The organism is Streptomyces sp. NPDC107581 (assembly GCF_055657175.1).
On the sequence record NZ_JBVKBH010000013.1, the window covers coordinates 13,436 to 37,828 of the forward strand.

The 24,393-nt window shown below is 71.8% G+C and carries 20 protein-coding genes and 1 pseudogene; 12 read left to right on the top strand and 9 right to left on the bottom strand.

What is annotated here, in order from left to right:
• Nucleotides 1-3: 3 nt before the first annotated feature.
• Nucleotides 4-147, bottom strand: a pseudogene (locus tag ACZ7P3_RS29270) (NADP-dependent oxidoreductase); the annotation flags it as partial.
• Nucleotides 148-439: 292 nt separating this feature from the next.
• Here ACZ7P3_RS29270 and ACZ7P3_RS29275 point away from each other — a divergent pair.
• Nucleotides 440-571: a hypothetical protein gene (locus tag ACZ7P3_RS29275; protein WP_153545374.1), complete on the top strand. Its 132-nt coding sequence runs from the start codon at nucleotides 440-442 to the stop codon at nucleotides 569-571.
• A gap of 90 nt (nucleotides 572-661) precedes the next feature.
• Here ACZ7P3_RS29275 and ACZ7P3_RS29280 read toward each other — a convergent pair whose 3' ends face one another.
• A complete protein-coding gene (locus tag ACZ7P3_RS29280; RefSeq protein WP_472086201.1) occupies nucleotides 662-2,215 on the bottom strand; it encodes a purple acid phosphatase family protein in 1,554 nt (517 codons plus the stop codon).
• A 143-nt stretch (nucleotides 2,216-2,358) separates the two neighbouring features.
• Here ACZ7P3_RS29280 and ACZ7P3_RS29285 point away from each other — a divergent pair, with 143 nt between their 5' ends.
• Together ACZ7P3_RS29285 and ACZ7P3_RS29290 are read left to right on the top strand one after the other, a co-directional pair.
• Nucleotides 2,359-3,402 (top strand): 3-isopropylmalate dehydrogenase, encoded by a 1,044-nt coding sequence (locus tag ACZ7P3_RS29285; protein ID WP_472086203.1) that lies wholly within the window; start codon nucleotides 2,359-2,361, stop codon nucleotides 3,400-3,402.
• A gap of 316 nt (nucleotides 3,403-3,718) precedes the next feature.
• Nucleotides 3,719-4,807 carry a branched-chain amino acid aminotransferase gene (locus ACZ7P3_RS29290; protein WP_472086205.1) on the top strand — a complete coding sequence of 363 codons (1,089 nt, stop codon included), beginning with the start codon at nucleotides 3,719-3,721 and terminating at the stop codon, nucleotides 4,805-4,807.
• A 123-nt stretch (nucleotides 4,808-4,930) separates the two neighbouring features.
• Here the strand turns inward: ACZ7P3_RS29290 and ACZ7P3_RS29295 are convergent, their stop codons facing one another.
• On the bottom strand, nucleotides 4,931-6,379 hold the full coding sequence (locus ACZ7P3_RS29295; protein ID WP_472086207.1) for a cytosine permease: 1,449 nt from the start codon (nucleotides 6,377-6,379) through the stop codon (nucleotides 4,931-4,933).
• Nucleotides 6,380-6,524: 145 nt separating this feature from the next.
• On the opposite strand from ACZ7P3_RS29295, the gene ureA reads away from it, so the two are divergent.
• The 5 genes from ureA (at nucleotide 6,525) to cimA (ending at nucleotide 12,552) form a co-directional block, all read left to right on the top strand.
• Complete coding sequence (ureA, locus tag ACZ7P3_RS29300; protein ID WP_472086208.1) at nucleotides 6,525-7,220, top strand: urease subunit gamma; 696 nt, start codon at nucleotides 6,525-6,527, stop codon at nucleotides 7,218-7,220.
• Nucleotides 7,217-8,941: an urease subunit alpha gene (locus ACZ7P3_RS29305; protein ID WP_472086209.1), complete on the top strand. Its 1,725-nt coding sequence runs from the start codon at nucleotides 7,217-7,219 to the stop codon at nucleotides 8,939-8,941. Before ureA ends, ACZ7P3_RS29305 begins: the two co-directional genes overlap by 4 nt.
• A gap of 25 nt (nucleotides 8,942-8,966) precedes the next feature.
• Nucleotides 8,967-10,007, top strand: coding sequence for an agmatine deiminase family protein (locus ACZ7P3_RS29310; RefSeq protein WP_472086210.1), 1,041 nt, complete (start codon nucleotides 8,967-8,969; stop codon nucleotides 10,005-10,007).
• 18 nt (nucleotides 10,008-10,025) lie between these two features.
• Entirely contained in the window at nucleotides 10,026-10,643 is a 618-nt protein-coding gene (locus tag ACZ7P3_RS29315) for a TetR/AcrR family transcriptional regulator (protein ID WP_472086211.1), read from the top strand.
• A gap of 298 nt (nucleotides 10,644-10,941) precedes the next feature.
• On the top strand, nucleotides 10,942-12,552 hold the full coding sequence (gene cimA / locus ACZ7P3_RS29320) for a citramalate synthase (RefSeq protein WP_472086212.1): 1,611 nt from the start codon (nucleotides 10,942-10,944) through the stop codon (nucleotides 12,550-12,552).
• Nucleotides 12,553-12,558: 6 nt separating this feature from the next.
• Here cimA and ACZ7P3_RS29325 read toward each other — a convergent pair whose 3' ends face one another.
• The 3 genes from ACZ7P3_RS29325 to ACZ7P3_RS29335 all read right to left on the bottom strand — a co-directional run bounded on the left by ACZ7P3_RS29325 (nucleotide 12,559) and on the right by ACZ7P3_RS29335 (nucleotide 16,102).
• Nucleotides 12,559-13,167 (bottom strand): GOLPH3/VPS74 family protein, encoded by a 609-nt coding sequence (locus tag ACZ7P3_RS29325; protein WP_472086213.1) that lies wholly within the window; start codon nucleotides 13,165-13,167, stop codon nucleotides 12,559-12,561.
• Nucleotides 13,168-13,189: 22 nt separating this feature from the next.
• On the bottom strand, nucleotides 13,190-13,645 hold the full coding sequence (locus ACZ7P3_RS29330) for a hypothetical protein (protein WP_472086214.1): 456 nt from the start codon (nucleotides 13,643-13,645) through the stop codon (nucleotides 13,190-13,192).
• 591 nt (nucleotides 13,646-14,236) lie between these two features.
• Nucleotides 14,237-16,102: a lectin gene (locus ACZ7P3_RS29335; protein ID WP_472086215.1), complete on the bottom strand. Its 1,866-nt coding sequence runs from the start codon at nucleotides 16,100-16,102 to the stop codon at nucleotides 14,237-14,239.
• Nucleotides 16,103-16,228: 126 nt separating this feature from the next.
• Here ACZ7P3_RS29335 and ACZ7P3_RS29340 point away from each other — a divergent pair, with 126 nt between their 5' ends.
• Together ACZ7P3_RS29340 and ACZ7P3_RS29345 are read left to right on the top strand one after the other, a co-directional pair.
• Nucleotides 16,229-19,249 (top strand): glycoside hydrolase family 3 N-terminal domain-containing protein, encoded by a 3,021-nt coding sequence (locus ACZ7P3_RS29340; protein WP_472086216.1) that lies wholly within the window; start codon nucleotides 16,229-16,231, stop codon nucleotides 19,247-19,249.
• A 300-nt stretch (nucleotides 19,250-19,549) separates the two neighbouring features.
• Nucleotides 19,550-20,905 (top strand): hypothetical protein, encoded by a 1,356-nt coding sequence (locus tag ACZ7P3_RS29345; protein WP_472086217.1) that lies wholly within the window; start codon nucleotides 19,550-19,552, stop codon nucleotides 20,903-20,905.
• 6 nt (nucleotides 20,906-20,911) lie between these two features.
• Here the strand turns inward: ACZ7P3_RS29345 and ACZ7P3_RS29350 are convergent, their stop codons facing one another.
• Nucleotides 20,912-21,442 carry a MarR family winged helix-turn-helix transcriptional regulator gene (locus tag ACZ7P3_RS29350; RefSeq protein ID WP_472086218.1) on the bottom strand — a complete coding sequence of 177 codons (531 nt, stop codon included), beginning with the start codon at nucleotides 21,440-21,442 and terminating at the stop codon, nucleotides 20,912-20,914.
• 61 nt (nucleotides 21,443-21,503) lie between these two features.
• Between ACZ7P3_RS29350 and ACZ7P3_RS29355 the strand changes: the two genes are divergently transcribed.
• Nucleotides 21,504-22,559 (top strand): FUSC family protein, encoded by a 1,056-nt coding sequence (locus tag ACZ7P3_RS29355; protein ID WP_472086219.1) that lies wholly within the window; start codon nucleotides 21,504-21,506, stop codon nucleotides 22,557-22,559.
• On the opposite strand, the gene ACZ7P3_RS29360 is transcribed toward ACZ7P3_RS29355, so the two are convergent.
• Nucleotides 22,514-22,750, bottom strand: coding sequence for a hypothetical protein (locus ACZ7P3_RS29360; RefSeq protein ID WP_472086221.1), 237 nt, complete (start codon nucleotides 22,748-22,750; stop codon nucleotides 22,514-22,516). The two genes, ACZ7P3_RS29355 and ACZ7P3_RS29360, sit on opposite strands and share 46 nt — an antisense overlap.
• Nucleotides 22,751-22,997: 247 nt before the next feature.
• Nucleotides 22,998-23,606 carry a YceI family protein gene (locus tag ACZ7P3_RS29365; RefSeq protein WP_472086222.1) on the bottom strand — a complete coding sequence of 203 codons (609 nt, stop codon included), beginning with the start codon at nucleotides 23,604-23,606 and terminating at the stop codon, nucleotides 22,998-23,000.
• A 258-nt stretch (nucleotides 23,607-23,864) separates the two neighbouring features.
• Between ACZ7P3_RS29365 and ACZ7P3_RS29370 the strand changes: the two genes are divergently transcribed.
• Nucleotides 23,865-24,380 carry a hypothetical protein gene (locus tag ACZ7P3_RS29370; protein ID WP_472086223.1) on the top strand — a complete coding sequence of 172 codons (516 nt, stop codon included), beginning with the start codon at nucleotides 23,865-23,867 and terminating at the stop codon, nucleotides 24,378-24,380.
• Nucleotides 24,381-24,393: the final 13 nt, after the last annotated feature.

The window sequence follows — 24,393 nt, forward strand, 5'->3', positions numbered from 1 at the left end:
GCGTCACGCCTTGCGGATCAGCGTCCTGCCCGTGTTGCCGCCCCGCAGCATCAGCAGGAACGCCTCCACGATCAGCTCGAAACCGTCCGTCACCGTCCCGTCCGGCACCAGCGCCCCGCTGCGCAGGTGCGGTACGGCGAAGTCGTACGGCGGACGCTCGTCCGGAAGCTGCGCTCCCTCCACCCCCGTGCGGGAAGAGTGCAGGTCACGGCGGTGTGATCGGGGTCGCCGTCTCAGATAGTAGGAAGTCCGAGTAATCGTGCAGACAGACGCGGCCGGCTCGCTTAGTTTTGTAGGAGCCGAACGTCTCGCTCGATCCAGCGAATGGCGGTCGTGAGCCGAGCCGCGTGCAGGCAACCCCTGCGGACTCGCTCCCCGCCCCTCCGGCGTCTCGAAACCCCTCTTGTCGTACTCCGTTCTGCCGAAGGAGCCGATTCCCATGGCCGAGACGACCGTCCGCCGCCGCGTCCGCCACGTGACCCGCACGAGCGAGTCCGACCGCAAGAACGCCGCCGCCGCCCTCCAGCGCGCCCTCGACCGCCGCGACAACGGCGGCGAGACCGGCCACTGAACCGCCGGTCGGCCATCGATCCGGGAGCCGCACCCGCCCCCACGCTCGGCCTCGCCCGGGCGGGGGGACCCGATGGGGTGCGGCGCGGTCTCACCCGCCGCGCCGCACCTCGAAGTGGTCGATCCGCCGCCCGTCCTGGGCGAGCGCCGACACCGTGAGCCGTGGGGACGGCCCCGGCCGTGCCTCCACCGCGAGGAGCGAGAAGCCGGTGTACCGCACCCGCGACCACGGGGCCGTCTCCGGCGCCCGCTCCCTGTCCCTGGTCCAGTGGAAGGTCTCCACCGCGTCGTGCCCGGTGACGTGCCCCTCGTAGCTGTCCTTGACGCCCGCGGGGAAGGAGTACAGGTCCCGGCCGCCGCCGCCCGCGGTGACGTAGACGATCCCGTCGCGCGCGGGGTCCGTGGAACCGCCGACCGGAACCGCCCGGCCGACCTCCCCGTCTCTGATCGCGTCCGTGCGCTCGTAGACGTGGTTGTGCCCGTTGATCACCAGGTCCACCCGGTGCCTGGCGAACAGCGGAAGCCACTCGGCCCGTACCCCGCCGTCGGAGGCGTGCTGCGAGGTGGAGTACGCACAGTGGTGGAAGAAGACGACCAGGAAGTCCACGCCCGGCGTCGTGCGCAGCTCGCCCAGCCTGGCGTCCAGCCACTTGGTCTGCCGGCCGCCGCTGCGCCCGAAGTTGGCGGGGATCTCGTACGACACGTCGTTGGCGTCCAGTGCCACGAAGCCGACGTTGCCGTAGGTGAAGGCGTAGGCGCCGGGCGTGCCCCGGGGGTCGAAGCCGGTCTCGGGCAGGGAGAAGCGGGCCAGCTGGCCGCCGTAGCCGTCGGGCGAGTACCAGGCCTCCATGTCGTGGTTGCCGGTCGTCACCATCCACGGCACGGAGCGGGCCACCGGCTCGTTCTGCTTCAGGAACAGGTCCCAGTAGGTGGGGTCGTAGCCGTCCGAGGTCTGCCCGGTGCCGTTGACGTCCGCGTAGCAGATGTCGCCCGCGTGCAGGTGGAGGGCGGGGTTCTGGCGCTGCACGAGGTGGTCGTTGGCGTTCGCCGCCTGTCCCACGCCCTGGTCGCCGAAGGCCGTGAAGACGAAGCGCTCCGGGCCCGCGGGCGCGGTGCGGAAGGAGGTGATCGCGGACCGGTGGGCGGGGGCGGCCGGGTCCCAGCCGTCGTGGCCCACACCGTAGTAGTACGCCGTACCGGGCTCGAGTCCGTCCAGGGCCGCGTGCACGTAGTACTGCTCGACCGCCGGCCGCACCCCCTGCGCCGCGGGCGTGTGCAGATGGCGCACCTCGGCCTCGACGCGCCGGCCGAGGTCGTCGGGGCGCAGCCCGACGCGCACGTACGGCCGCTTCACCGCGAACGGCACCTGCCAGGAGATGCGCATCTGTGTCTTCGGGTCGGCGCCGAAGGCCAGATGGCGGCCGAAGGGCCGGACCACCGAGCCGGACACCCGCGAGGCGGCCGGGGCCGGGTGTCCCGCCGCACCCGAGCCCCCGGAACAGCCGGTCAGCAGGCCGCCCGCCACCGCGCCCGCCGTCACCAGGGTGCGGCGGCGGACCAGCCGGGCGTGCAGGTACTCGTACTGCTCGGCCATGCTCATCCGCTCCGCGAGCGGGCGGGGGATGCCGACGTCGGGGGTCTCCATGCCCCGGAACTTTCCACGGGGCGCCAACACCCGTGCCACACAGGGGTGAACGGCAGCCGACAGGATGACGCCGACGACCCATCCGGGTGTCCGTATGACGGACAGGGCATGTCATCCCCTGGGACGAGGAGTAGGGTGCCGACATGTCTCGCAGCATCAATCTCGCAGTGATCCCCGGTGACGGCATCGGCCAGGAGGTCGTGGCCGAGGGTCTCAAGGTCCTCTCCGCCGTCCTGCCGCAGGATGTGAAGCTGGAGACCAAGGAGTACGACTTCGGCGCCAAGCGCTACCACGCCACCGGTGAGACCCTCACCGACGCCGACCTCGCGGCCCTCAAGCAGCACGACGCCATCCTGCTCGGCGCGATCGGCGACCCGTCGGTGCCCTCCGGCGTCCTGGAGCGCGGCTTCCTGCTCAAGCTCCGCTTCGCCTTCGACCACCACGTCAACCTGCGCCCGTCCAAGCTGCTCCCCGGTGTCGCCACCCCGCTGGCCGGCCAGCCGGAGATCGACTTCGTCGTCGTCCGCGAGGGCACCGAGGGTCCCTACACGGGCAACGGCGGCACCATCCGCAAGGGCACCGAGCACGAGGTCGCCACCGAGGTCTCCGTCAACACGGCCTTCGGTGTCGAGCGCGTGGTCCGCGACGCCTTCGAGCGTGCCCAGGCCCGTCCCCGCAAGAAGCTCACGCTGGTCCACAAGAACAACGTGCTGACCTTCGCCGGGCACCTGTGGACGAACGTCTTCACCAAGGTCGGCGCGGAGTACCCCGAGGTCGAGACCGACTACATCCACGTCGACGCGGCCACCATCTACCTGGTGACCCAGCCCCAGCGCTTCGACGTGATCGTCACCGACAACCTCTTCGGCGACATCATCACCGACCTCGCCGCGGCCGTCTCCGGCGGCATCGGCGTGGCCGCCTCCGGCAACATCAACCCCAGCGGCGCGTTCCCGTCCATGTTCGAGCCGGTCCACGGCTCGGCCCCGGACATCGCCGGCCAGGGCAAGGCCGACCCCACGGCCACCGTGCTGTCCGTGGCCCTGCTGCTGCGCCACCTCGGCTACGACGCCGAGGCGGACCGGATCGACGCGGCGGTCGCCGCCGACCTCACCGAACGCGTCGGCAAGCCCGCCCGCAGCACCTCGGAGACCGGCGACGCGCTCGCCGTACGAGTAGCCGGCTGACCCACCGCGCCACCACCAGCCGCCGGGTCGCATCCGCACCCGGCGGCTTTTCCTGTGCCCCGCCGGGTGCCACCATCGACCCTGGGCCGCCTTCACCCCGATTCCTTCCGGCCGCAGCCCCGCGCGATAATCGGACGCGGAGCCGCGGAATGAGGGAAAGCTCGGACGTCCTAGCACCGGCTGGATGGCCGAGGCGGGAGTGAGCGCGGCCCGACACCACAACCGGTGCTGCATCTCCCGGGGGACGGCCCCCGGATCCCCGGCCGGAAGACCGGAGCTGCTCCGCTCTATATCAGGAAGTGAAGGACGCCCACTCATGACGACGCCCACGATCGAGCTCAAGCCCTCCGCCCATCCGCTCGCAGCCGCGGAGCGCGAGGCGATCCTGGCCAGCCCCGGATTCGGCCGCCACTTCACGGACCACATGGTGACGATCAAGTGGACCGAGGGCCGCGGCTGGCACGACGGCCAGCTCGTTCCGTATGCGCCGATCCCCCTCGACCCGGCCACCAACGTCCTGCACTACGCCCAGGAGATCTTCGAGGGCCTGAAGGCCTACCGTCAGCCCGACGGCTCGGTGGCCACGTTCCGCCCGGACCAGAACGCCAAGCGCTTCCAGCGCTCCGCCCGCCGTCTCGCCATGCCGGAACTGCCGGTCGAGACGTTCGTCGAGGCCTGTGACGCGCTGGTCCAGCAGGACAGGGACTGGGTGCCCGCGCACGGCGGCGAGGAGTCCCTGTACCTGCGCCCGTTCATGATCGCCACCGAGGTCGGCCTGGGCGTCAAGCCGGCCAACGAGTACCTCTTCATCGTCATCGCCTCCCCGGCCGGTGCCTACTTCCCGGGCGGCGTGAAGCCGGTGTCGATCTGGGTCTCCGAGGACCGGGTCCGCGCCGTCCCCGGCGGCATGGGCGACGCGAAGACCGGCGGCAACTACGCCGCCTCCCTGCTGGCCCAGGCCGAGGCGGCCGCCAAGGGCTGCGACCAGGTCTGCTACCTCGACGCGGTCGACCACCGGTGGGTCGAGGAGCTCGGCGGCATGAACCTGTACTTCGTGTACGGGAACAAGATCGTCACGCCGACGCTGACCGGCTCCATCCTGGAGGGCGTCACCCGTGACTCCCTGCTGGCCGTCGCCCGCGACCTCGGCTACGAGTCCGAGGAGGGCCGCGTCTCCGCCGAGCAGTGGCAGCGCGACTCCGAGAACGGCACCCTCACCGAGGTCTTCGCCTGCGGTACCGCGGCCGTGATCACCCCGGTCGGCACGGTCAAGCGCGCGGGCGCCGAGTGGAAGCAGTCCGGCGGAGAGCCCGGCGAGCTCACCCTCCGCCTGCGCCAGGCCCTCCTCGACGTCCAGCGCGGCACGGCCGAGGACCGGCACGGCTGGATGCACAAGATCGGCTGACCGCGCGGTCGCAGTGTGCCCCGAGGGTCCGCCGGGCCGTCCGCGGGTCCGCCGTGGCCCCTCGTGGCCATGCGGCGGACCCGCAGACCGACAACAGCCGGCGTCCCCTCGGGGCGCTTGCGCTCAGCCCTTCCCGGACATGCTCAGGGCCGCCGCGGACTCGTCGTCGAGTTCCACGGCGGCCCGTGCGCCTTCCGGAGCGGCCGTCAGCAGCAGGTACACCAGCCCGCCGACCGCGCCCGACAGCAGGAAGCTGCAGTCCACCCCGCCGGTGAGGTGCAGCAGGGGGCCCTCGTACGACGGCAGGGACACCGCCAGCAGTCCGACCGCCGCGCCGGCCGCCCAGGAGACGGCGGCCCGGACGTTCCAGCCGGCCCGGTACCAGTAGATCCCGCCCCGCGAGCGGCGGTTGAAGACCTGCAGGGCGTCGGCGTCGTACACCCCGCGACAGCGGGCGAAGCCGATGAGGGTGATGACCGCCCACGGAGTGCCGATGGCGGTGAGCAGCAGCACGAAGGACGTCATCGCGGACTGCGCGTTCCAGGCGTAGTGGCCGACGAAGACGCAGGCGGTGGCGACGATGGCGACCGTGTAGGTGGCGCGGGCGCGGGAGGCGCGGGGCAGGATCGCGTCCAGGTCCAGGCCCATCGAGTAGAGCATCAGACCCGCGTTGCCGACCGAGCCGGCGGAGGCGGACAGCAGCAGCGGGACCAGGTACCAGACGGGTGAGGCGGACACCAGGGGGCCCGCGTAGTCGGTGGCCGCGCGGGCCGCGTACGCCGTGAAGGTGCCGAACAGCTGGGGCACCAGCAGGCCCAGGATCAGGCCGAGCCAGGTGGCGTGCAGGACACGGCGGCTGGAGTGGCGGGCGGGGGAGATGTAGCGGGTGTAGTCGCCGAGCAGGGTGATGAAGGCGATGGGGCCGGACAGACCCGCCGCCACCGCGGCCAGGAACCAGGTCGGCCAGAAGGAGCCCAGCAGACAGCCGCCCGCTCCCGGCAGCGCCGCGGTCGTGAAGTGCGGGCCGTAGGCGAGGACGCCGAGCGCCAGCAGGGCCGTCATGCCGACGGCCAGCACCCGGGACATGGCGAGCAGCACCCGGTAGCCGTAGACCGCGCCCGCGACCGTGGCCGCGGCGAGCACCGCGTAGACGACGGCGTACGACGCCCCGTCCGCGGGCAGCCCGAACAGCCGGCCGAGGACGCCCACCATCACGTCACCGCCGATCCACACCGTCAGCGCGGTGTAGCCGAGGGCCAGCAGCAGACCGACGACCGATCCGACCAGCCTGCCGCGGACGCCGAACTGGGCGCCGGAGGAGGTGGACAGGTTGGTCGCGGTGCGCAGCGAGACCAGGGCCAGCGGGGCCGTGAACAGCGTGCCGATCACCGTGCCCGCCACGATCGCGCTCACCGACGCCCACCAGCCGAGCCCGAAGGACGGCGGCAGCCAGCCGAAGATGATCACTCCGAGGCAGAGGTTGGACCCGAGCAGGATCGAGACCAGGTCCCGTGGACCGCTGGTCCGTTCCTCGTCCGGGATGGTGTCGACTCCGCGCTGTTCTATCGGCATGGCTGGTCTCCTTCGACGGCCGCCTTCGTTGTTTGAGCGACGTTCAATGTGACGTGAACGCAGTTCCCAGGTCAATGCTTCAGTTTCATGAATTCTGCGTTTAGAGTGATGCTCTAAAGTGTGGAAGGCAAGGAGGTGCCGCCTCGTGAGACTCACCCCCACGGAACGTGACCGGCTGCTGCTCTTCGGAGCCGCCGAGCTGGCCCGGACCCGCCGGGCGCGCGGCCTCCGGCTCAATGTGCCGGAGGCCACCGCGCTGATCGCGGACACCGTCTGCGAGGCCGCACGGGACGGCAGGCGGCTCGCGGAGGCCATCGAGGCGGCCCGGTCGGTCCTCGGTCCCGAGGACGTGCTGCCGGGCGTCGCCGACGTCGTCACCGAGGTGATGGTGGAGGCCGTCTTCGACGACGGCTCCCGGCTCGCGGTGGTCTCCGACCCCATCGGCGGCGGCCTGGGCGAGCAGGCCCCGGGCGCGCTGCTGCCGGCCCCGGCGCACGCCGACCCCGAGCCGGCCGACCGGCTCACGGTCACCAACACCGCGACCGTGCCGGTCTCCGTCACCTCCCACTTCCACTTCTTCGAGGCCAACCCGCGCCTGGACTTCGCACGGGAGCGGGCCTACGGCATGCGGCTCGCCGTGCCCGCCGGGTCCTCGGTCCGGTTCGGGCCGGGGGAGAGCGCCGAGGTCGGGCTGGTCCCGATCGGCGGCGACCGGATCGCGATCGGCTTCGCCGGCCTGGTCGACGGGCCGCTGGACGCGCCCGGAGCACGGGAAGAGGCACTGCGCAGGGCCACGGCCTGCGGATATCTGGGAGTGACACCGGAAGGAGGAGAACGATGAGCCGCTCCAAGGGGCGCGAGATCAATGAGTCGATCCACGTCGACCCGCACGCCTACGCGGCCACGCACGGCCCCCGTGCCGGCGACCGCGTCCGGCTCGGCGACTCCGGACTGGTGATCCGGGTGGAGTCGGACTCCCAGAAGCCCGGCGACGAGTTCCTGGCCGGCTTCGGCAAGACCGCCCGCGACGGACTGCACCTGAAGGCCGCCGCCGTCCGCGACACCTGTGACGTGGTGATCAGCAACGTCGTCGTGATCGACGCGGTGCAGGGGATCAGGAAGGTGTCCATCGGGATCCGGGAAGGCCGCATCTGCGCCGTCGGGCGCGCCGGCAACCCCGACACCCTCGACGGGGTCGACGTGGTCGTCGGCACCGGCACCTCCATCGTCTCCGGCGAGGGGCTGATCGCCACCGCCGGTGCCGTCGACACCCATGTGCACCTGCTGTCGCCGCGCATCATGGAGGCCTCCCTCGCCTCCGGCGTGACCACGGTCATCGGACAGGAGTTCGGCCCGGTGTGGGGCGTCGGCGTCAACTCGCCCTGGGCGCTGCGCCATGCCTTCAACGCCTTCGACGCCTGGCCGGTCAACATCGGCTTCCTGGGCCGGGGTTCGTCGTCCCACGACGCACCCCTCGTCGAGGCCCTGGCCGAGGGCGGGGCCTGCGGCTTCAAGGTCCACGAGGACATGGGCGCCCACACCCGCGCGCTGGACACGGCGCTGCGGGTGGCCGAGGAGCACGACGTCCAGGTGGCCCTGCACAGCGACGGGCTGAACGAGTGCCTGTCCGTGGAGGACACCCTGAAGGTGCTGGAGGGCCGGACCATCCACGCCTTCCACATCGAGGGCTGCGGCGGCGGACACGTGCCCAACGTGCTGAAGATGGCCGGGGTCCCGAACGTCATCGGCTCCTCCACCAACCCCACCCTGCCCTTCGGCCGGGACGCGGTCGCCGAGCACTACGGCATGATCGTCTCCGTCCACGACCTGAAGACCGACCTGCCCGGCGACGCGGCCATGGCCCGCGACCGCATCCGGGCCGGCACGATGGGCGCCGAGGACGTGCTGCACGACCTGGGCGCGATCGGCATCACCTCCTCCGACGCCCAGGGCATGGGCCGCGCCGGCGAGACCGTGCGCCGCACCTTCGCCATGGCCGGCAAGATGAAGGCCGAGCTGGGCCCCATGGACGGCGACGGCGCGCACGACGACAACGCCCGCGTCCTGCGCTACATGGCCAAGCTGACCATCAACCCCGCCATCGCCCACGGCCTCGCCCACGAGGTCGGCTCGATCGAGACCGGCAAGCTCGCCGACATCGTGCTCTGGCGCCCCGAGTACTTCGGCGCCAAGCCCCAACTGGTCCTCAAGTCCGGCTTCCCCGCGTACGGCGTGACCGGCGACCCCAACGCGGCCACCGACACCTGCGAACCCCTCGTACTGGGACCGCAGTTCGGCTCGTACGGGGCCACGGCCGCCGACATCTCGGTCGCCTTCGTCGCCAAGGCGGCCCTCGACCAGGGCAACGACACGATGCCCACCCGCCGCCGCAGGGTCGCCGTGCGCGGCACCCGCGGAATCGGCCCGGCCGATCTGCGGCTGAACGCCCGCGTCGGTGCGGTCGACGTCGACCAGCGCACCGGGCTGGTCACCCTCGACGGCGACCCGCTGCGCTCCGAGCCCGCCGAATCCGTCTCCCTCAACCGCCTCTACTTCCTCTGACCCTCCGGACACAAGGACCCGACTCATGACCACTCCCGCTGCCGACGGCTTCCGCATGCCCGCCGAGTGGACCCCGCACGAGCGCACCTGGATGGCCTGGCCGGGCTCCAACCCCACCTTCGAGGACCCCGAGGACCTGGCCGCCTCCCGCACGGCCTGGGCGTCCGTGGCCCGTGCCGTCCGCCGTTTCGAGCCCGTGACCGTCGTGTGCGGCCCCGGTCAGGCCATGGAGGCACAGGCGCTGCTCGGCCCGGACATCGACACCGTCGAGCGGGAACTCGACGACGCCTGGATGCGTGACATCGGCCCCACCTTCCTCACCGACGGCAAGGGCGGACTGGCCGCCGTGGACTGGACGTTCAACGGCTGGGGCGCCCAGGACTGGGCCCGCTGGGAGCACGACTCCAAGATCGCCGCGTATGTCTCCGACCTCGCGGGCGCGAAGACGTACGCCTCGAAGCTGGTCAACGAGGGCGGTGCGATCCACGTCGACGGCGAGGGCACCGTGCTGCTGACGGAGACGGTCCAGCTGGGCCCTGAGCGCAATCCGCACTGGTCGCGCGCGGAGGTCGAGGCCGAGATCCACGCCCACCTCGGCACCAGCAAGGCGATCTGGCTGCCGCGCGGCCTGACCGGCGACTACCCGCCCTACGGCTTCGGCACCCTCGGCCATGTCGACATCGTCGCCGCCTTCGCCCGCCCCGGCGTGGTCGTCGCCCACCACCAGCCGGACCCGGCCCACCCCGACCACGAGGTCACCAAGGAGGTCATCGGCCTGCTGAAGTCGGCGACCGACGCCCGCGGCCGCAGCCTGGAGGTCGTCGAGGTGCCCGCCCCGACCGCCCTGGAGGCCGACGGCCACTGGGCCGACTACTCCTACATCAACCACTACCTCTGCAACGACGGCGTCGTCCTGTGCGGTTTCGACGACCCGCGCGACGAGATCGCGGCCGGGATCTTCCGCCGTCTCTTCCCGGAGCGGACGGTGACACTGGTGGACGCCCGTACGATCTTCTCCGGTGGTGGTGGCATCCACTGCATCACCCAGCAGCAGCCGAAGGTCTGACACACACAGGAGCAGCAGATGGCCGGTGCGGGCCGAGCGCGCAGGAACGCGCCGCCGCGCGAGGAGGTTCTCGTCGCCGCCATGGACATGATTGCCGAGCGCGGTCTGGAGAAGCTCACCATGGCGGCGCTCGGCCGTGAGGTCGGGATGAGCAGCGGCCATCTGCTGTACTACTTCCGCTCCAAGGACGAGCTGCTGCTGCAGACCCTGGAGTGGAGCGAGGGCCGGCTGGGCGCCGAGCGCAGCCGCCTGCTCACCCGCCCGGGCTCGGCCCGGGAGCGCCTGGAGGCGTACGTCGACCTCTATGTCCCCGACGGCCATCGCGATCCGCACTGGACGCTGTGGCTGGAGGTCTGGAACCGCTCGCAGAGCGCTGCCGCCGACGATGTGGCCCGCGACCGGCAGGCCGGCATCGAGGGCGCCTGGCACCGCGACCTGGTCGCGCTGCTCGCCGAGGGCGTCTCGCGCGGCGAGTTCCGCCCGGTCGACGCCGACCGCTACGCGGCCCGGCTGCGCGCCCTGCTGGACGGCTTCTCCATCCATGTCGCCATCGGTCTGCGCGGCACGGGCCGGGAGCAAGTGATCGCCCACGTCCGGGAGTTTCTCGGCGAGACGCTTCTCACGCCGGACGCCTGACGACCGCATCCTGAGACGGTCGGTGAGCCGGGGGCAGCGCTGTGCGAGACTGCCTCCGTGCTCTCGTTCGCCATGATTATTGGCAGCAGGCGCGCCGGTCCGCAGTGACCACACGTACGACCAGGTACGGGTGGCCACCGTCGTCCTCGACCCGCGCGCAGACCTCTCGCACCCGCGAGGGGTTTTTTCGTTTTCCGGCCCACCCACAGCCGGAGGCGGAGCGCGAGGGAGTATTGGGGGGACGGTGGAGCCGGTCATTCCGGTAAGACCGAAGATCCACAACAGGAGCCTTGAGACCATGACCGAGACGGCAACCAGCGAGCTCGACGACTCGTTCCACGTCTTCGACACCACGCTGCGCGACGGCGCGCAGCGCGAGGGCATCAACCTCACCGTCGCGGACAAGCTCGCCATCGCACGGCACCTGGACGACTTCGGCGTGGGCTTCATCGAGGGCGGCTGGCCCGGCGCGAACCCGCGGGACACCGAGTTCTTCGCCCGCGCCCAGCAGGAGATCGCCTTCCGGCACGCCCAGCTGGTCGCCTTCGGCGCCACCCGCCGCGCCGGCGCCAGGGCCGCCGAGGACCCGCAGGTCAACGCGCTGCTGGCGTCGGGCGCCCCGGTGATCACGCTGGTCGCCAAGTCGCACGACCGGCATGTGGAGCTGGCGCTGCGCACCACACTGGACGAGAACCTGGAGATGGTCCGGGACACCGTCTCCTACCTGCGCGAGCAGGGCCGCCGGGTGTTCGTGGACTGCGAGCACTTCTTCGACGGCTACCGCGCCAACCCCGAGTACGCGAAGTCCGTCGTCCGTACGGCCGCGGAGGCCGGCGCGGACGTCGTGATCCTCTGCGACACCAACGGCGGCATGCTCCCCGCCCAGGTCCAGGCGGTCGTCTCCACGGTCCTCGCCGACACCGGCGCCCGGCTCGGCATCCACGCCCAGGACGACACCGGCTGTGCGGTCGCGAACACGCTGGCCGCGGTGGACGCGGGCGCGACCCACGTCCAGTGCACGGCGAACGGCTACGGCGAGCGGGTCGGCAACGCCAACCTCTTCCCCGTGGTCGCGGCCCTGGAGCTCAAGTACGGCAAGAAGGTGCTGCCGGACGGCCACCTGCGCGAGATGACCCGCATCTCCCACGCCATCGCCGAGGTCGTCAACCTCACCCCGTCCACGCACCAGCCCTACGTCGGCGTCTCGGCCTTCGCGCACAAGGCCGGGTTGCACGCCTCCGCGATCAAGGTCGACCCGGACCTGTACCAGCACATCGACCCCGAGCAGGTCGGCAACACCATGCGCATGCTGGTCTCCGACATGGCCGGCCGGGCCTCCATCGAGCTGAAGGGCAAGGAACTCGGCATCGACCTGGGCGGCGACCGCGAGCTGGTCGGACGCGTGGTCGAGCGCGTCAAGGAGCGCGAGCTCAAGGGCTACACCTACGAGGCCGCGGACGCCTCCTTCGAGCTCCTGCTGCGCGCCGAGGCCGAGGGCAGGCCGCTGAAGTACTTCGAGGTCGAGTCCTGGCGGGCCATCGTCGAGGACCGCCCCGACGGCACCCACGCCAACGAGGCCACGGTCAAGCTGTGGGCCAAGAGCGAGCGGATCGTCGCCACCGCGGAGGGCAACGGACCGGTCAACGCCCTGGACCGGTCGCTGCGCGTGGCCCTGGAGAAGATCTACCCGCAGCTCGCCAAGCTGGAGCTGGTGGACTACAAGGTCCGCATCCTGGAGGGCAAGCACGGCACGTCCTCCACCACCCGCGTGCTGATCTCCACCTCCGACGGCACGGGCGAGTGGTCCACGGTCGGCGTGGCGGAGAACGTCATCGCCGCCTCCTGGCAGGCCCTGGAGGACGCCTACACCTACGGTCTGCTGCGCGCGGGGGTCGAGCCGGCCGAGTGATCCGGCTCAGGGGGCACGCCAGACGTTGTCGAACGCGTCCTCCTCGATGCGTCGCCGCTGCCGTACGGCCTCCAGCTCCGTCAGCGCGCCGTTGACGGCCGCCAGGACGGTGACCACCGCGTCGCCGGGAAGGTCCTCCGGGGCCTGTTCCGGCGCGTCCTCGGGGATCCCGAGGGCGGCCGCGAGACCGACGAGGACGGGCTCACGGGCGGCCCAGCGCTCGGCGGCGTGCCGGCGCTCCGGAGTGTCCGCGGGAGCGCCGCCCGAGTTCCGGCGGGGCAGCCAGCGGTGCCGGGACCCGGCGGGCCGCTCCTGTGCCTCCAGGTCTTCGGCGTAGGACGCGGCCAGCCCGCGCCCCCGGCGCCACAGCCAGTCCTCGACGGACTCGTACGGCGCCTGCCGGACGAGCGCCGTCGACGCCGCGTCCAGCATCCGGTCACCCGTGGCCGGCCCCAGGCCGGGCACGATGCGCTCGTCGTCCAGGGTGACGGCCTCGGCGGCGATCAGGTCGACCAGCTCGGCTCCCGCCAGGGCGAGCGAGAGGTCGCCCTGCCCCACGGGCCGGCCGGACGGGACGTCCAGGGTGACGATCAACAGGTCCCGCGCTGTGGTCATGTCGGACTCCAGATCGGAAACGTCAGGTGCGGCCCGGGCCGCCCGGGTGCGGCTCGAACACCGTGACACGGAGGGCCGCCCGGAACCGCGGCAAAAGCGTACCGACCACACTCCCACACAGCCCCGGCCCACCGACGCCACCGGCACCGGGCACGTTCTCGCACAGCCCCTGCCCGCCGACGGTGCCGGTACCGGTCATGTTCTCGTGCTGCTTCTGCTTGTCGGCGGTCCCGGCACGGGTCATGTTCTCGTGCAGCTTCTGCACGTCGGCGGCCGGGTGCAGGCCGATGCCGCGCTTCTCGCCGGTTGGGTGCCACAGTCGTGCCGGGCGACCGGACGGGCCGAGTTCCGGCGGACGACCGGCGGGATCCGGCTCCCGGGTACGGACGGCCTCCGCGGCCGGCCGCTCCCCGGTCTCTTCCTGGCTGGACCCCTCGCGCCCGGAGGTGGTGATCTCGACCAGGAACTCACGCATCATCCCGCTCCCTCACTGACCCGCCGGGCGGGCTGCCGCACCCCTTCATCGTCCCCCACCCAGCGGCCCCCCGCCCCTCAGCCCCGCCCCCGAAGGCGCCGTCCCCCCGAAGGTCCCGCCCCCTGTGGCCAGGCCCCTGCCCCACCCTCCCCCCTCCGCCCCGAGTGCCCGCCCCGCCCCGCCGCCTGTCGCCGGGCTCCTGCCCCCCGCCCTCCTCGTCTCCGCCCCGAGTGCCCGCCCCGCCCCGCCGCCTGTCGCCGGGCTCCTGCCCCCCGCCCTCCTCCTCTCCGCCCCGAGTGCCCGCCCCGCCCCGCCCCCTGTCGCCGGGCCCCTGCCCCGCCCTCCCCTGTTCCGCACCGACTGCCCGCCCCGCCCCCTACCGTCGGCCCCCGCCCCCGCCAGCCTGCCGAGTCGAGTGGTGGGTGGGCAGGGGTTGGGGGCCAGGGGGCGGAGCCCCGTGGAGGTGGCGCGTAGGGGACGGTGCTCTGGGCGGCGTAGAGGACGGTGCTCTGGGTGGCGTAGGGAGCGGTGGCCTGGGTGGCGTAGGGAGCGGTGGCCTGGGGGCGGGGGAGGGGGGAACGGGGCGGTCTGGGGTTACTGGAGCTTCCACTTCTGGTTGGCAGCCCCCGTGCAGGACCAGATCTGCGCCCTGGCCCCGTTCGCCGACGAGTTGCCCGTCACGTCCAGACACTTGTCCGCCGCCGTGTTCACCACATCACCGGTGGACGCGTCGTACGACCACCGCTGCGCACCGCTCCCATTGCAGTCGTACACCTGCACCTTCGCCCCGTCCGCCGTCGACCCCGACGTCACGTCCAGGCACTTGCCGAGCGCCTGCACGGACCCGTCGGCCTGCACCGTCCACCGCTGCGCCGCGCTCCCGTTGCAGTCGTAGAGCTGCACCGCCGTGCCGTTCGCGCTCGAACCGCCCGCGACGTCCAGGCACTTGCCCGCGAGGCCCGCGAAGCTCCCGCTCCGGCCGCCCCCGCCGGACTGGGTGCCGGACCAGGTGAAGGTCGCCGAGGTCTTCCCGGGCAGCGAGTAAGTGGCGTGCTGCGCACCCCAGTCGATCGTGACGGTCCTGGCCGAGGAGGAGTCGTTGTACGCGATCAGCGCCTTGCTGCCGTCCGGGTTGCGCCAGGCCACGTTGGGCACGGCGGTGGACGCCGTGGAGGCGATCCGCGCGGCGCCCGGCCGGACGAACTTCGTCAGATGGCCCATGTCGTAGTACTCGACGGTGTAGTCGACGCTCCCGCTCGCGCCGTCCCCGTTGTGCACGGTGACCAGCCCGGTGCAGGTGCCGCAGCCGCCGTTGTGCGGCCCCATGTTCTGGTCCACCGCCAGCGACCACTTGGTCACCGACTTCGCCCAGTTGCGCGTGTAGTCGATGATGTTGGACATGTCCTCGCGCTGCTGGTCGGCGATCCAGGTGCCGCCGGAGTGCTCGGTGCCGAAGGCGTCCAGCGCCGGGTACTGCTCGTGCACGGACGTCTGCTTGCCGATGTCGCCGCCGTAGCCGTGCCAGGCGATCCCGCCGAAGTTGGGGTGGTTGCGCACCGCCGGGTCGTCCACGGTCTGGGCGGCGTAGGAGTCGTAGACGTCCCAGTTCCAGTCGTGCGCCAGCACCTTGGCGGTGAGGCCCGCCGCCTGCAGCTTCGGCAGGAGTTCGTTCTTGGTGAAGTACGCCAGCCCGCTCGCGTTCCAGCTCATCGACGGATAGCCCGAGCAGCAGGTCGGCTCGTTCTGTGCGGTGACGTACGAGACGTGGACGCCCTGGTCCTCGTAGGCCTGGAGGTATTTCACGAAGTAGGAGGCGTACGCCCCGTAGTCCTCCGCCTTCAGCCAGCCCCCGTTCAGTGAGCCGCTGTCCTTCATCCAGGCCGGCGCCGTCCACGGCGAGGCCATCACGGTCAGGGACGGGTTCAGCTGGAGGGCCTGCCTCGTCAGCGGCACGACGTCCGCGAGGTCGTGCGCGATCGAGAACTCCGACAGCGCGGGGTCCGTCCGGCCGGCGGGCACGTCGTCGTACGTGTAGCCGTACCGCGCCAGGTCGGAGGCGCCCATCGGGTTGCGCAGGAACGACAGCCCGATGCCGTCCGTCGGCGAGAACAGCTTGCGCATGGTCGCGTCCCGCGTCGACTGCGACAGTGCCCCGCTGCTGTTCATCAGCCAGGCCGCGGTGTCGGTGAAGGAGGCGCCGCCGCCGGTGAAGGTCTGGTAGCGGGTGTTCTCGTCGACGGTGATGTTCTCGCCGCTGCCGCCGGCGCCCGCCTGGAACGCGAACGGCGTCTGGGCCTGCAGGCCCCGGACCACATGGCGCCCGCCGGTGTCGTCGGTGGTGGTGAGCCAGGCGGTGACCTGTTCGCCGGTGGCGTGTGCGGGGGCGGTGGCCGCGGTGATGCCGGCCGCGGAGAGCAGTCCGGCCAGCAGCAGCCGGAGTGCGCGGGGGGTTCTCCTCATGGATGCGTAGCCCTTCCTGACGGGACGTCTTGACGGGTCTGCGAGCCGTTAGTTAACTCACGACGTGATCTAAGTCATGAGTGAACTGTGAGAGCCCGAGTGAACCAGAGAGCCGAGGGAAGGTCCATGCCAAGAACCGCCCTGCTCGCCTCCGCCGCTGCCGCCACCCTGTTCGCCGCACTGCTGTCGCCCGCCGTCTCGCGGGCGGCCGACGATCCCGTCCCCGTCCCCGTCGACCGCTTCGAAGGCGAGGTCCCCTTCGCCTCCCAGCCCGCCGAGGGCATCTTCACCTGGGGCGGCGACAGTGACGATGCGCCTTCCCTCCTGCTCGCCGACCGTGCCGACGCCCCCGAGGGCGCCAAGGTCCTCACCGGCAGCTACGACATCAGCGGCTACGGCGGCTTCACCCACGACTTCGCCGCCGGCGAGCCCGCCCACGACTGGTCCGCCCACCGGGGCGTCCGCTTCTGGTGGGACGGCCAGGACAACGACCGGAAGATCGCCTTCGAGATCAAGGACGGCGGCGCGAACGGCGAGGCCTCCGAGCTGTGGACGACGTCCTTCACCGACGACTTCACCGGCTGGAAACAGATCGAGATCCCCTTCACCGACTTCGCCTATCGCACCGACTACCAGCCCGTCGGCGGCATCGACCACGTTCTCGGCCTCACCGGGATGTGGGGGTACGCCGTCACCCTGCCGGCCGGCACCAAGGGCCGGTTCGCCATGGACGGCGTCGAGTTGTACGGCAGGGCCGACCAGTCGCTGCGCGCCTCCGTCACCACGGACGCGGCCGTCCACCCGGTCGAGGCGGGCGGCACGGCCACGGTCAGGGTCGCCGTCGCCACCACCGGTTCCGCCCCGATCGACGAGCCCGTGACGGTCGGGTACGAGACGGCCGGCGGCACCGCGACCCCCGGCAAGGACTACACCCCGGTCTCGGGCACCCTCACCTTCCCGGCCGGCACGGCGTCCGGCGCCACGCGGAGGATCCGGCTGCCGACGCTGAAGAACGCCGGCCCCGCGACCGCCAGGACGATCCCCCTGAAGCTCACGGTCACCGGCGCCAAGGCCCCCGCCGAGACCCCGCAGGTCGTCATCGACGCGCACGGACTGCCGTACCTGGACGCCGGGCTGCCCGTGCGCAAGCGCGTCGCCGACCTGCTGTCCCGCATGTCCCTGGCGGAGAAGGCCGGCCAGATGACCCAGGCCGAGCGCGCCGCCCTGACGGACCAGGGCGACATCTCCGGCTATGCGCTCGGCTCGCTGCTGTCCGGAGGCGGCTCGACCCCCACGCCCAACACCCCCGAGGCGTGGGCGAAGATGATCGACGGCTTCCAGCTGCGCACGCGGGCGACCCGCCTCCAGATCCCGCTGATCTACGGCGTCGACGCGGTCCACGGCCACAACAACCTGGCCGGCGCCACGATCATGCCGCACAACATCGGCATCGGCGCCACCCGCGACCCGCAACTCGCCGGGAGGACGGGCGCGGTGACGGCGGCCGAGGTGCGGGCCACCGGCATCCCCTGGGACTTCGCGCCCTGTCTGTGCGTGAGCCGCGACGAACGCTGGGGCCGCTCCTACGAGTCCTTCGGCGAGGACCCGGCCCTCGTCCAGTCCATGGAGACGATCATCCAGGGCCTCCAGGGCCGTGCGAACGGCAAGGACCTGAGCCGCGACGACAAGGTTCTCGCCACCGCCAAGCACTTCGTCGGCGACGGCGGCACCGCGTACGGCTCCTCGACCACCGGGACGTACACGACCGACCAGGGCGTCACCCGGGTGACCCGGCAGCAGCTGGAGGCCGTCCACCTGGCGCCGTACCGGACCGCCGTGGACCGGGGCATCGGTACGGTCATGCCGTCGTACTCCTCCCTGGACGTGCTCGGTGACGGGCAGGGCCCGGTGAAGATGCACGCGAGGGCCGACATGATCAACGGTGTCCTCAAGGGCCGGATGGGCTTCGACGGCTTCGTCATCAGCGACTGGAACGCCATCGACCAGCTGCCCGGCGACTACGCGTCCCACGTCCGCACCTCGGTGAACGCGGGCGTCGACATGATGATGGTGCCGTACACCTACAAGGACTTCACCAGCACGCTCATCGACGAGGTGAAGGCCGGACGGATCAGCGAGCGGCGGATCGACGACGCCGTCTCCCGCATCCTCACCCAGAAGTTCCGGCTGGGCCTCTTCGAGCACCCGTACGCCGACACGTCCGGCGCCGCGCGGATCGGCTCCCCGGCGCACCGGGCCGTGGCCCGGCAGGCGGCCGCCGAGTCGCAGGTGCTGCTGAAGAACACCGGCGGACTGCTGCCCCTGAAGAAGAGCCAGAAGGTGTACGTCGCCGGGTCCAACGCCGACGACATCGGCAACCAGACCGGCGGCTGGACCCTCACCTGGCAGGGCTCCTCCGGGAACACCGCACCGGGCACGACCATCCTCCAGGGCATGCGCGAGGCGGGCGGCAACGTCACCTACTCCAAGGACGCCTCCGCACCGACCGGTGGCTACGACGCCGGAGTGGTCGTCGTCGGCGAGACCCCGTACGCCGAGGGCGTGGGCGATGTCGGCAACGGTCACACCCTCCGGCTGTCGGCCGCCGACCAGGCCGCCGTGGACAAGGTGTGCGCGGCGATGAAGTGCGTCGTGCTGGTCGTCTCAGGGCGGCCGCAGCTGATCGGCGACCGGCTGGACGAGATCGACGCGCTCGTGGCCTCCTGGCTGCCCGGCACCGAGGGAGAGGGTGTCGCCGACGTCCTCTACGGCTCCCGGCCCTTCACCGGGCAGCTCCCCGTCACCTGGCCCAGGTCCGAGGCCCAGCTGCCGATCAACGTCGGCGATGCGTCGTACGACCCCCAGTTCCCCTACGGCTGGGGCCTGACCACCCTCTCCCGGGTCCCGCGGGGCGGCGCGGCGACGCTGCGGGCGCTCGGCGCGGCGGCAGCGGCGGCCGAACGGGCGGGCGACGACCGGGCCGGACGGGAACTGGTCGCCAAGGCGCGGCTGATCGTCCAGCAGAAGGCCGGGCAGCGGATCACACAGGCGGTGGCCGCACCGTTCGCCGACGCCGACCACCTTCTGCTGACCGGCAGGTACGGGAAGGCGGTGCAGAAGCTGACGGAGGCCTACCGGGCCGCGTGAACCGGTCCGCCGGGACACGGCCGCAGGACTCGGTCCGCCGGGACACGGCCGCGTGAAATCCGTGGGCCGGACAGGGCCGTGGGAATCCATCCGCTCGGTGGACCGAAGGGTCCTGGTGGACCGAGAAGAATCCCGGCGGACCGAAGGATCCCGGTGGACCGAAGGATCCCGGCGGACCGAGAAGGACCCCGGTGGACCGAAGGATCTCGGCGGACCGAAAGGTCCCGGCGGACCGATGGGCTTCGGTGCACCGATAGATATGGATGAACCATTTTGGGAGGCTTCGGGTAGCTTCGAAGGATGAAGGCCGTCCTGCGGACCCGAAGCCTCCCGGCACTGCTGCTGGCCGCCCTGACGCTCGTGATCGTGACGGCGCTGACACCCGGCGCGACGGCGGCCACCAGCGTCTCCGCGATCGCCGATGCCCTGCGCAAGAGTCCGGTCTACGTCGACCCGGCGGCCTCCGCGCAGCTGTCGGCCGCCGATGCGGGCACGCTCGCGCAGCAGATCAAGGGCGCGAACAAACCCCTGTTCATCGCCGTCCTGCCCGCCGGCTACCCCACGCAGAACCTCTTCTCCGTGCTGCGCACGGCCACCGGCGTCACCGGCCTGTACGCCATCCGCCTCGGCGACCGCTTCGACGCCCGCGCCGATGCCTCGGTCCTCTCGCACAACGCCGTGCAGAACCTCGTCGCCGGCGTCCAGGGCGAGAACGCCAAGACACAGCTCACCGACTTCACCGACCGCGCCCTGGCCAACATGGGCGGCCACGCCCCTTCCTCCTGGGGCTCCTCCGGCTCGGGCAGCGGGGTGTCCGGCACGGCGCTCATCGCCGTCGGCGCGGTGCTGGTGGCCGGCGGGGCGGGCGCCTACGCGCTGGTCCGCCGCAGCCGCCACCGGCGCGCCGAGGAACAGCGGGCGGCCCTGGAACGGCTGCGGGTCGTCGTGGACGAGGACATCACCGCCTTCGGCGAGGAACTCGACCGGCTGGACTTCCACCCGGCCGAGGCGGGCGCCGACGACGCCATGCGCGCGGACTACGAGCGGGCCCTGGACGCCTACGAGAAGGCGAAGCAGTACATGGCCGACGCGCGCAGGCCCGAGGACGTCCGCGCGGTCACCGAGGCCCTGGAGGACGGCCGTTTCTCCCTCGCCCAGCTCGCCGCCCGCCGCACGGGCCGCCCCCTGCCGGAACGCCGCCCGCCCTGCTTCTTCGACCCGCGCCACGGCCCCTCGGTCACCGACGCCGCCTGGGCCCCGCCCGCCGGCGCCCCGCGTGAGGTCCCGGTCTGCGCGGCCGACGCCACCCGGCTGGCCGACGGCCGCGACCCGGTGATCCGAGAGGTCGACACCGATTACGGCCGCCGCCCCTACTGGGACGCGGGTCCCGCCTACGGCCCCTGGGCCGGAGGCTACTTCGGCGGCGGCATCCTGCCCGGCCTGCTCGTGGGCACCCTGCTCGGCGGCGTCATGTCCACCCCGTCCTACGCGGCCGACTACGGCACCGGATACGGCGACTTCGGCAGCGGCGGATACCAGGGCGGAGACGTGTCGGGCGCGGACTTCGACCCCGGGGACTTCGGGGGCGGCTTCGGCGACGGCGGAGGCTTCGACGGGGGCGGAGGCGGCGGCGGGGACTTCGGCGGGGGCTTCTGAGGCCCGTCAGTCCTGCTGCCCGGGCGCATCCGCCGTCGTCGGCCGTTCCGCTGTCGCCGGCCGTTCCGCCGTCGCCGGCCGTTCCATCGTCCTCGGCCGATCCATCAGCGACGGCCCTTCCATCAGCGCCAGCCGTTCCATCAGCGTCGCCGCCAGCGCCAGCACCCCGCGCTCCGTCTCGCCGAGCGCGCCCAGCGCCTCGGCCAGCCACGCGTCCCGCTCGGCCATGTCCCGCTCCAGCGCCCGCCGCCCCGGCTCGGTGAGGGTGAGGACGGACCGACGCCGGTCCACCGTGCCCGTCTCCCGCGCGATCAGGCCCTCCGCCTCCAGCTCCGCGAAGACCCGGGTGAGCGACTGCGGCCGCTGCCGCTCCTCGGCCGCGATCTCGCCGGGCGTCGCCGGCCCGTGCCGGTGCAGATGCCCGAGCACGGCGAGCTGGTTGGGACTGAGACTCCCGTCCCCGCGCTCCTGCCTCAGGCGCCGGTTCAGCCGGACGGCACCACGCCGGAGACGGGCGGCCTCGGAAAGGTGATCCATAGTTCATGATGGTACGTGATGCGTACTTCTGCAGATCTCATCTGCCCCATATTCTGGGGTAGTGGCCGACAAGCTGATACGCAACGCTTACGAATCTGCCGTCACGATGACGGCCGTTCTGCTGTCCTGGTCGATCGCCCTGTGGCTGGAGGGCGCGGCCGGACTGCACACGGACTCGGTCGTCCTCGCGGTGGTCCTGACGGTGACGCTGGCGCGGACGCAGCGCACGGCCGAGTGGCGCGACCGCCTGACGGCCCTGGTCCTGCTGCCGGCCGTGGCAGCGGTCTGCGCCCTGGCCGGCCGTCTGCTCGCGGCCCACTACTGGCTCGGCGCGGCCGTCTTCACCGCCGCCCTCTCCCTGGCCGTCTGGATCCGCCGCTACGGCCCCGCCGCGACCAGGGCGGGCACCCTGATCACGCTCCCGCTGGTGGCGCTGCTGATCGTTCCGGGGCCGGCTCTGCCGCCGGACGCCCGGCACGCGCTAGTGAACTGGGCCTGGTCGGCCCTGATCGGCGTGCTGGCGTGGTCGTCCGTCTGTCTGGTCCAGACGCTGGCCGACGCCTGCGGGCCCCGGCCCGCCGCGGCGGACCCGGTGCGGCCCCGGCGCGCATCCCGGCTGCACCCGCGCCCCAGCACCCGCATGGCCGTCCAGACGGCGGTGGGAGTGGCCGCGTCCTTCGCCCTCGGACGGCTGCTCTTCGACGACCACTGGCCCTGGCCGGTCCTCACGGCCTATGTCGTGGTGAGCGGCAACCGCGGCCGTACCGACGTCCTGCGCAAGGGAGTCGAGCGTCTCCTCGGGGCCTGTGCCGGCACCCTGCTCGCCACGGGCGTCGCGGCCGTCGGCATCACCGGCCGTACGGCGGTGGCGGTCATGTTCGCCGTGCTGGCCGTGGCGCTGTGGCTGCGCCCGCTCAACTACGCCTACTGGGCGGCCGGCATGACGACCGCCCTCTCCCTCCTCCTCGGCTGGTTCGGCCAGGACGCGGCAGGCCTGCTGCCCACCCGGCTGGCCGGGATCGCCGTGGGTGCGCTCCTGTCGGTCGGGGCGTCCTGGTACCTGTTGCCGGTTCAGCGGCCGTCGTGGCGTCGGCGTACCGCGGAACGGGCGGCGTAGCGCTCACCGGCGGCATGCCACCAGGCGGGCGGGGAGGGCCCGTCGACGACCGAGGTCGGCTGGGCGGGGTGCAGTCCGAGGCGCCACAGCGCCCGCGCGTCCACGTTCAGTCCGAACGTGCCGTGCCAGTGCCGCTCCTCGTCCGTCCGGCACATCAGGTCGATCCGTATCTCGTGCTCCGCGAACGGCATCCAGTCGATGCCGCGTGCGCGCAGTCAACCGAGCAGAACGGAGCCCGGGCGGGGGCACCCCGGCAGGTTCGGGTAGGAGGCGAGGTGGACCCAGTCGGTCTGGCGGTACCGCTCGTACCGCTCCGAGGACGATGTCACCGGGCCATCCTGGCATGCACGCACGAGCGCCCGCCCTCCCTTTTGCGGGGGAGCGGCGGGCGGGCGCACCCGGGGCGCGGGCGTGGCGGCCCCGGCGGACCGCCGGGACTCACGCGTTCTTGATCGCCGAGATGTCGAAGCTCAGCTTGATCTTGTCGGAGACCAGGAAGCCGCCGGTCTCCAGGGCCGCGTTCCAGGTAAGGCCCCAGTCGGAGCGCATGATCTCGGCCTTGCCCTCGAAGCCGACGCGCTCATTGCCGAACGGGTCCTTGGCGGAGCCGTTGAACTCCAGGTCGATGGTGAGCGGCCTGGTCACGCCGAGGATGGAGAGGTCGCCGGTGAGGCGGTACTCGTCGCCGCCCAGGGCCTCCGCCTTGGTGGAGCGGAAGGTCATGGCCGGGAACTCGTCGGTCTTGAAGAAGTCGGCGGACTTCAGGTGGCCGTCACGGTCGGCGTTGCCGGTGTCGACGCTGTCCATCTGCACATCGATGGTGGCGGTGGAGCCGGCGGGGTCCGCGCCGTCCAGGTGCAGTGTGCCGGTGAAGTCGTGAAAGCTGCCCTTGACGTTGGTCACCATCGCGTGGCGGGCGACGAAGCCGATCGTGGTGTGGGCCGGGTCGAGCGTGTACTCACCGGTCAGCGCGGCCAGTTCGGGGCTGGCGGCGGCCGGCGCCGAGGCGGGGGAGGAGGTGTTTTCCTTACGGCCGAAAATGCCCATGACGTGCTCCTTGGGACGGACGCGGCCGGCTGTCACCGAAGCCGCGAAGCTTTCTGTTTAACGTTCAACGAAGTGAACGCTCTCGACCGTAGACCTATTCCGTACGGTTTTCAACATCATCCGCAATGTGTTGTCACGATAGCGGAGAGTGACCATGTGTGCCCTCTGGCGAACCCGCACGGAGCTCGGGCACCATCTCCCTGCACCACCTGCACAGCCGACCCACAAGAAGCACGGCCGACCGCAGGAAGGGTCCCCATGAAGGCCACGAAGGCCACGAAGGTCCGCTCCGTCCTGACCGCCCTCGCCCTCGTCGTCGCCCCCGGCATCGCCGTCGTCGGCAGCGCCACCGACGCCTTCGCCGTCACCAAGATCAGCCACGCGACCGCCACCCAGATGTTCCGCGACGCCGGCATCACCTGGTCGTCCTCGGGCAACTGCTCCGACCGGAACAACTCCATCTGCACATCCTTCGACCAGCTGAACCTCGCCACCGCCCAGGGCGCCCAGACCCTCAAGCGGGCGAGCGGCTGCGCCCTCAACATCACCGGCGGCACCGAGACCGGCCACGCCTCCGGCACCTACTCCCACTGGAACGGCTACAAGCTCGACTACGGCAAGAACACCTGCATCACGTCGTACATCAAGAACAACTTCACCTACATCGGCCTGCGCGGCGACGGCTACCCGCAGTGGCAGTCCGGATCCGGCAACGTCTACGCCGACGAGGGCAGCCACTGGGACGCCCTCTACTACAACTGCGGCGGCTGCTGAACGGGGGGCGGTG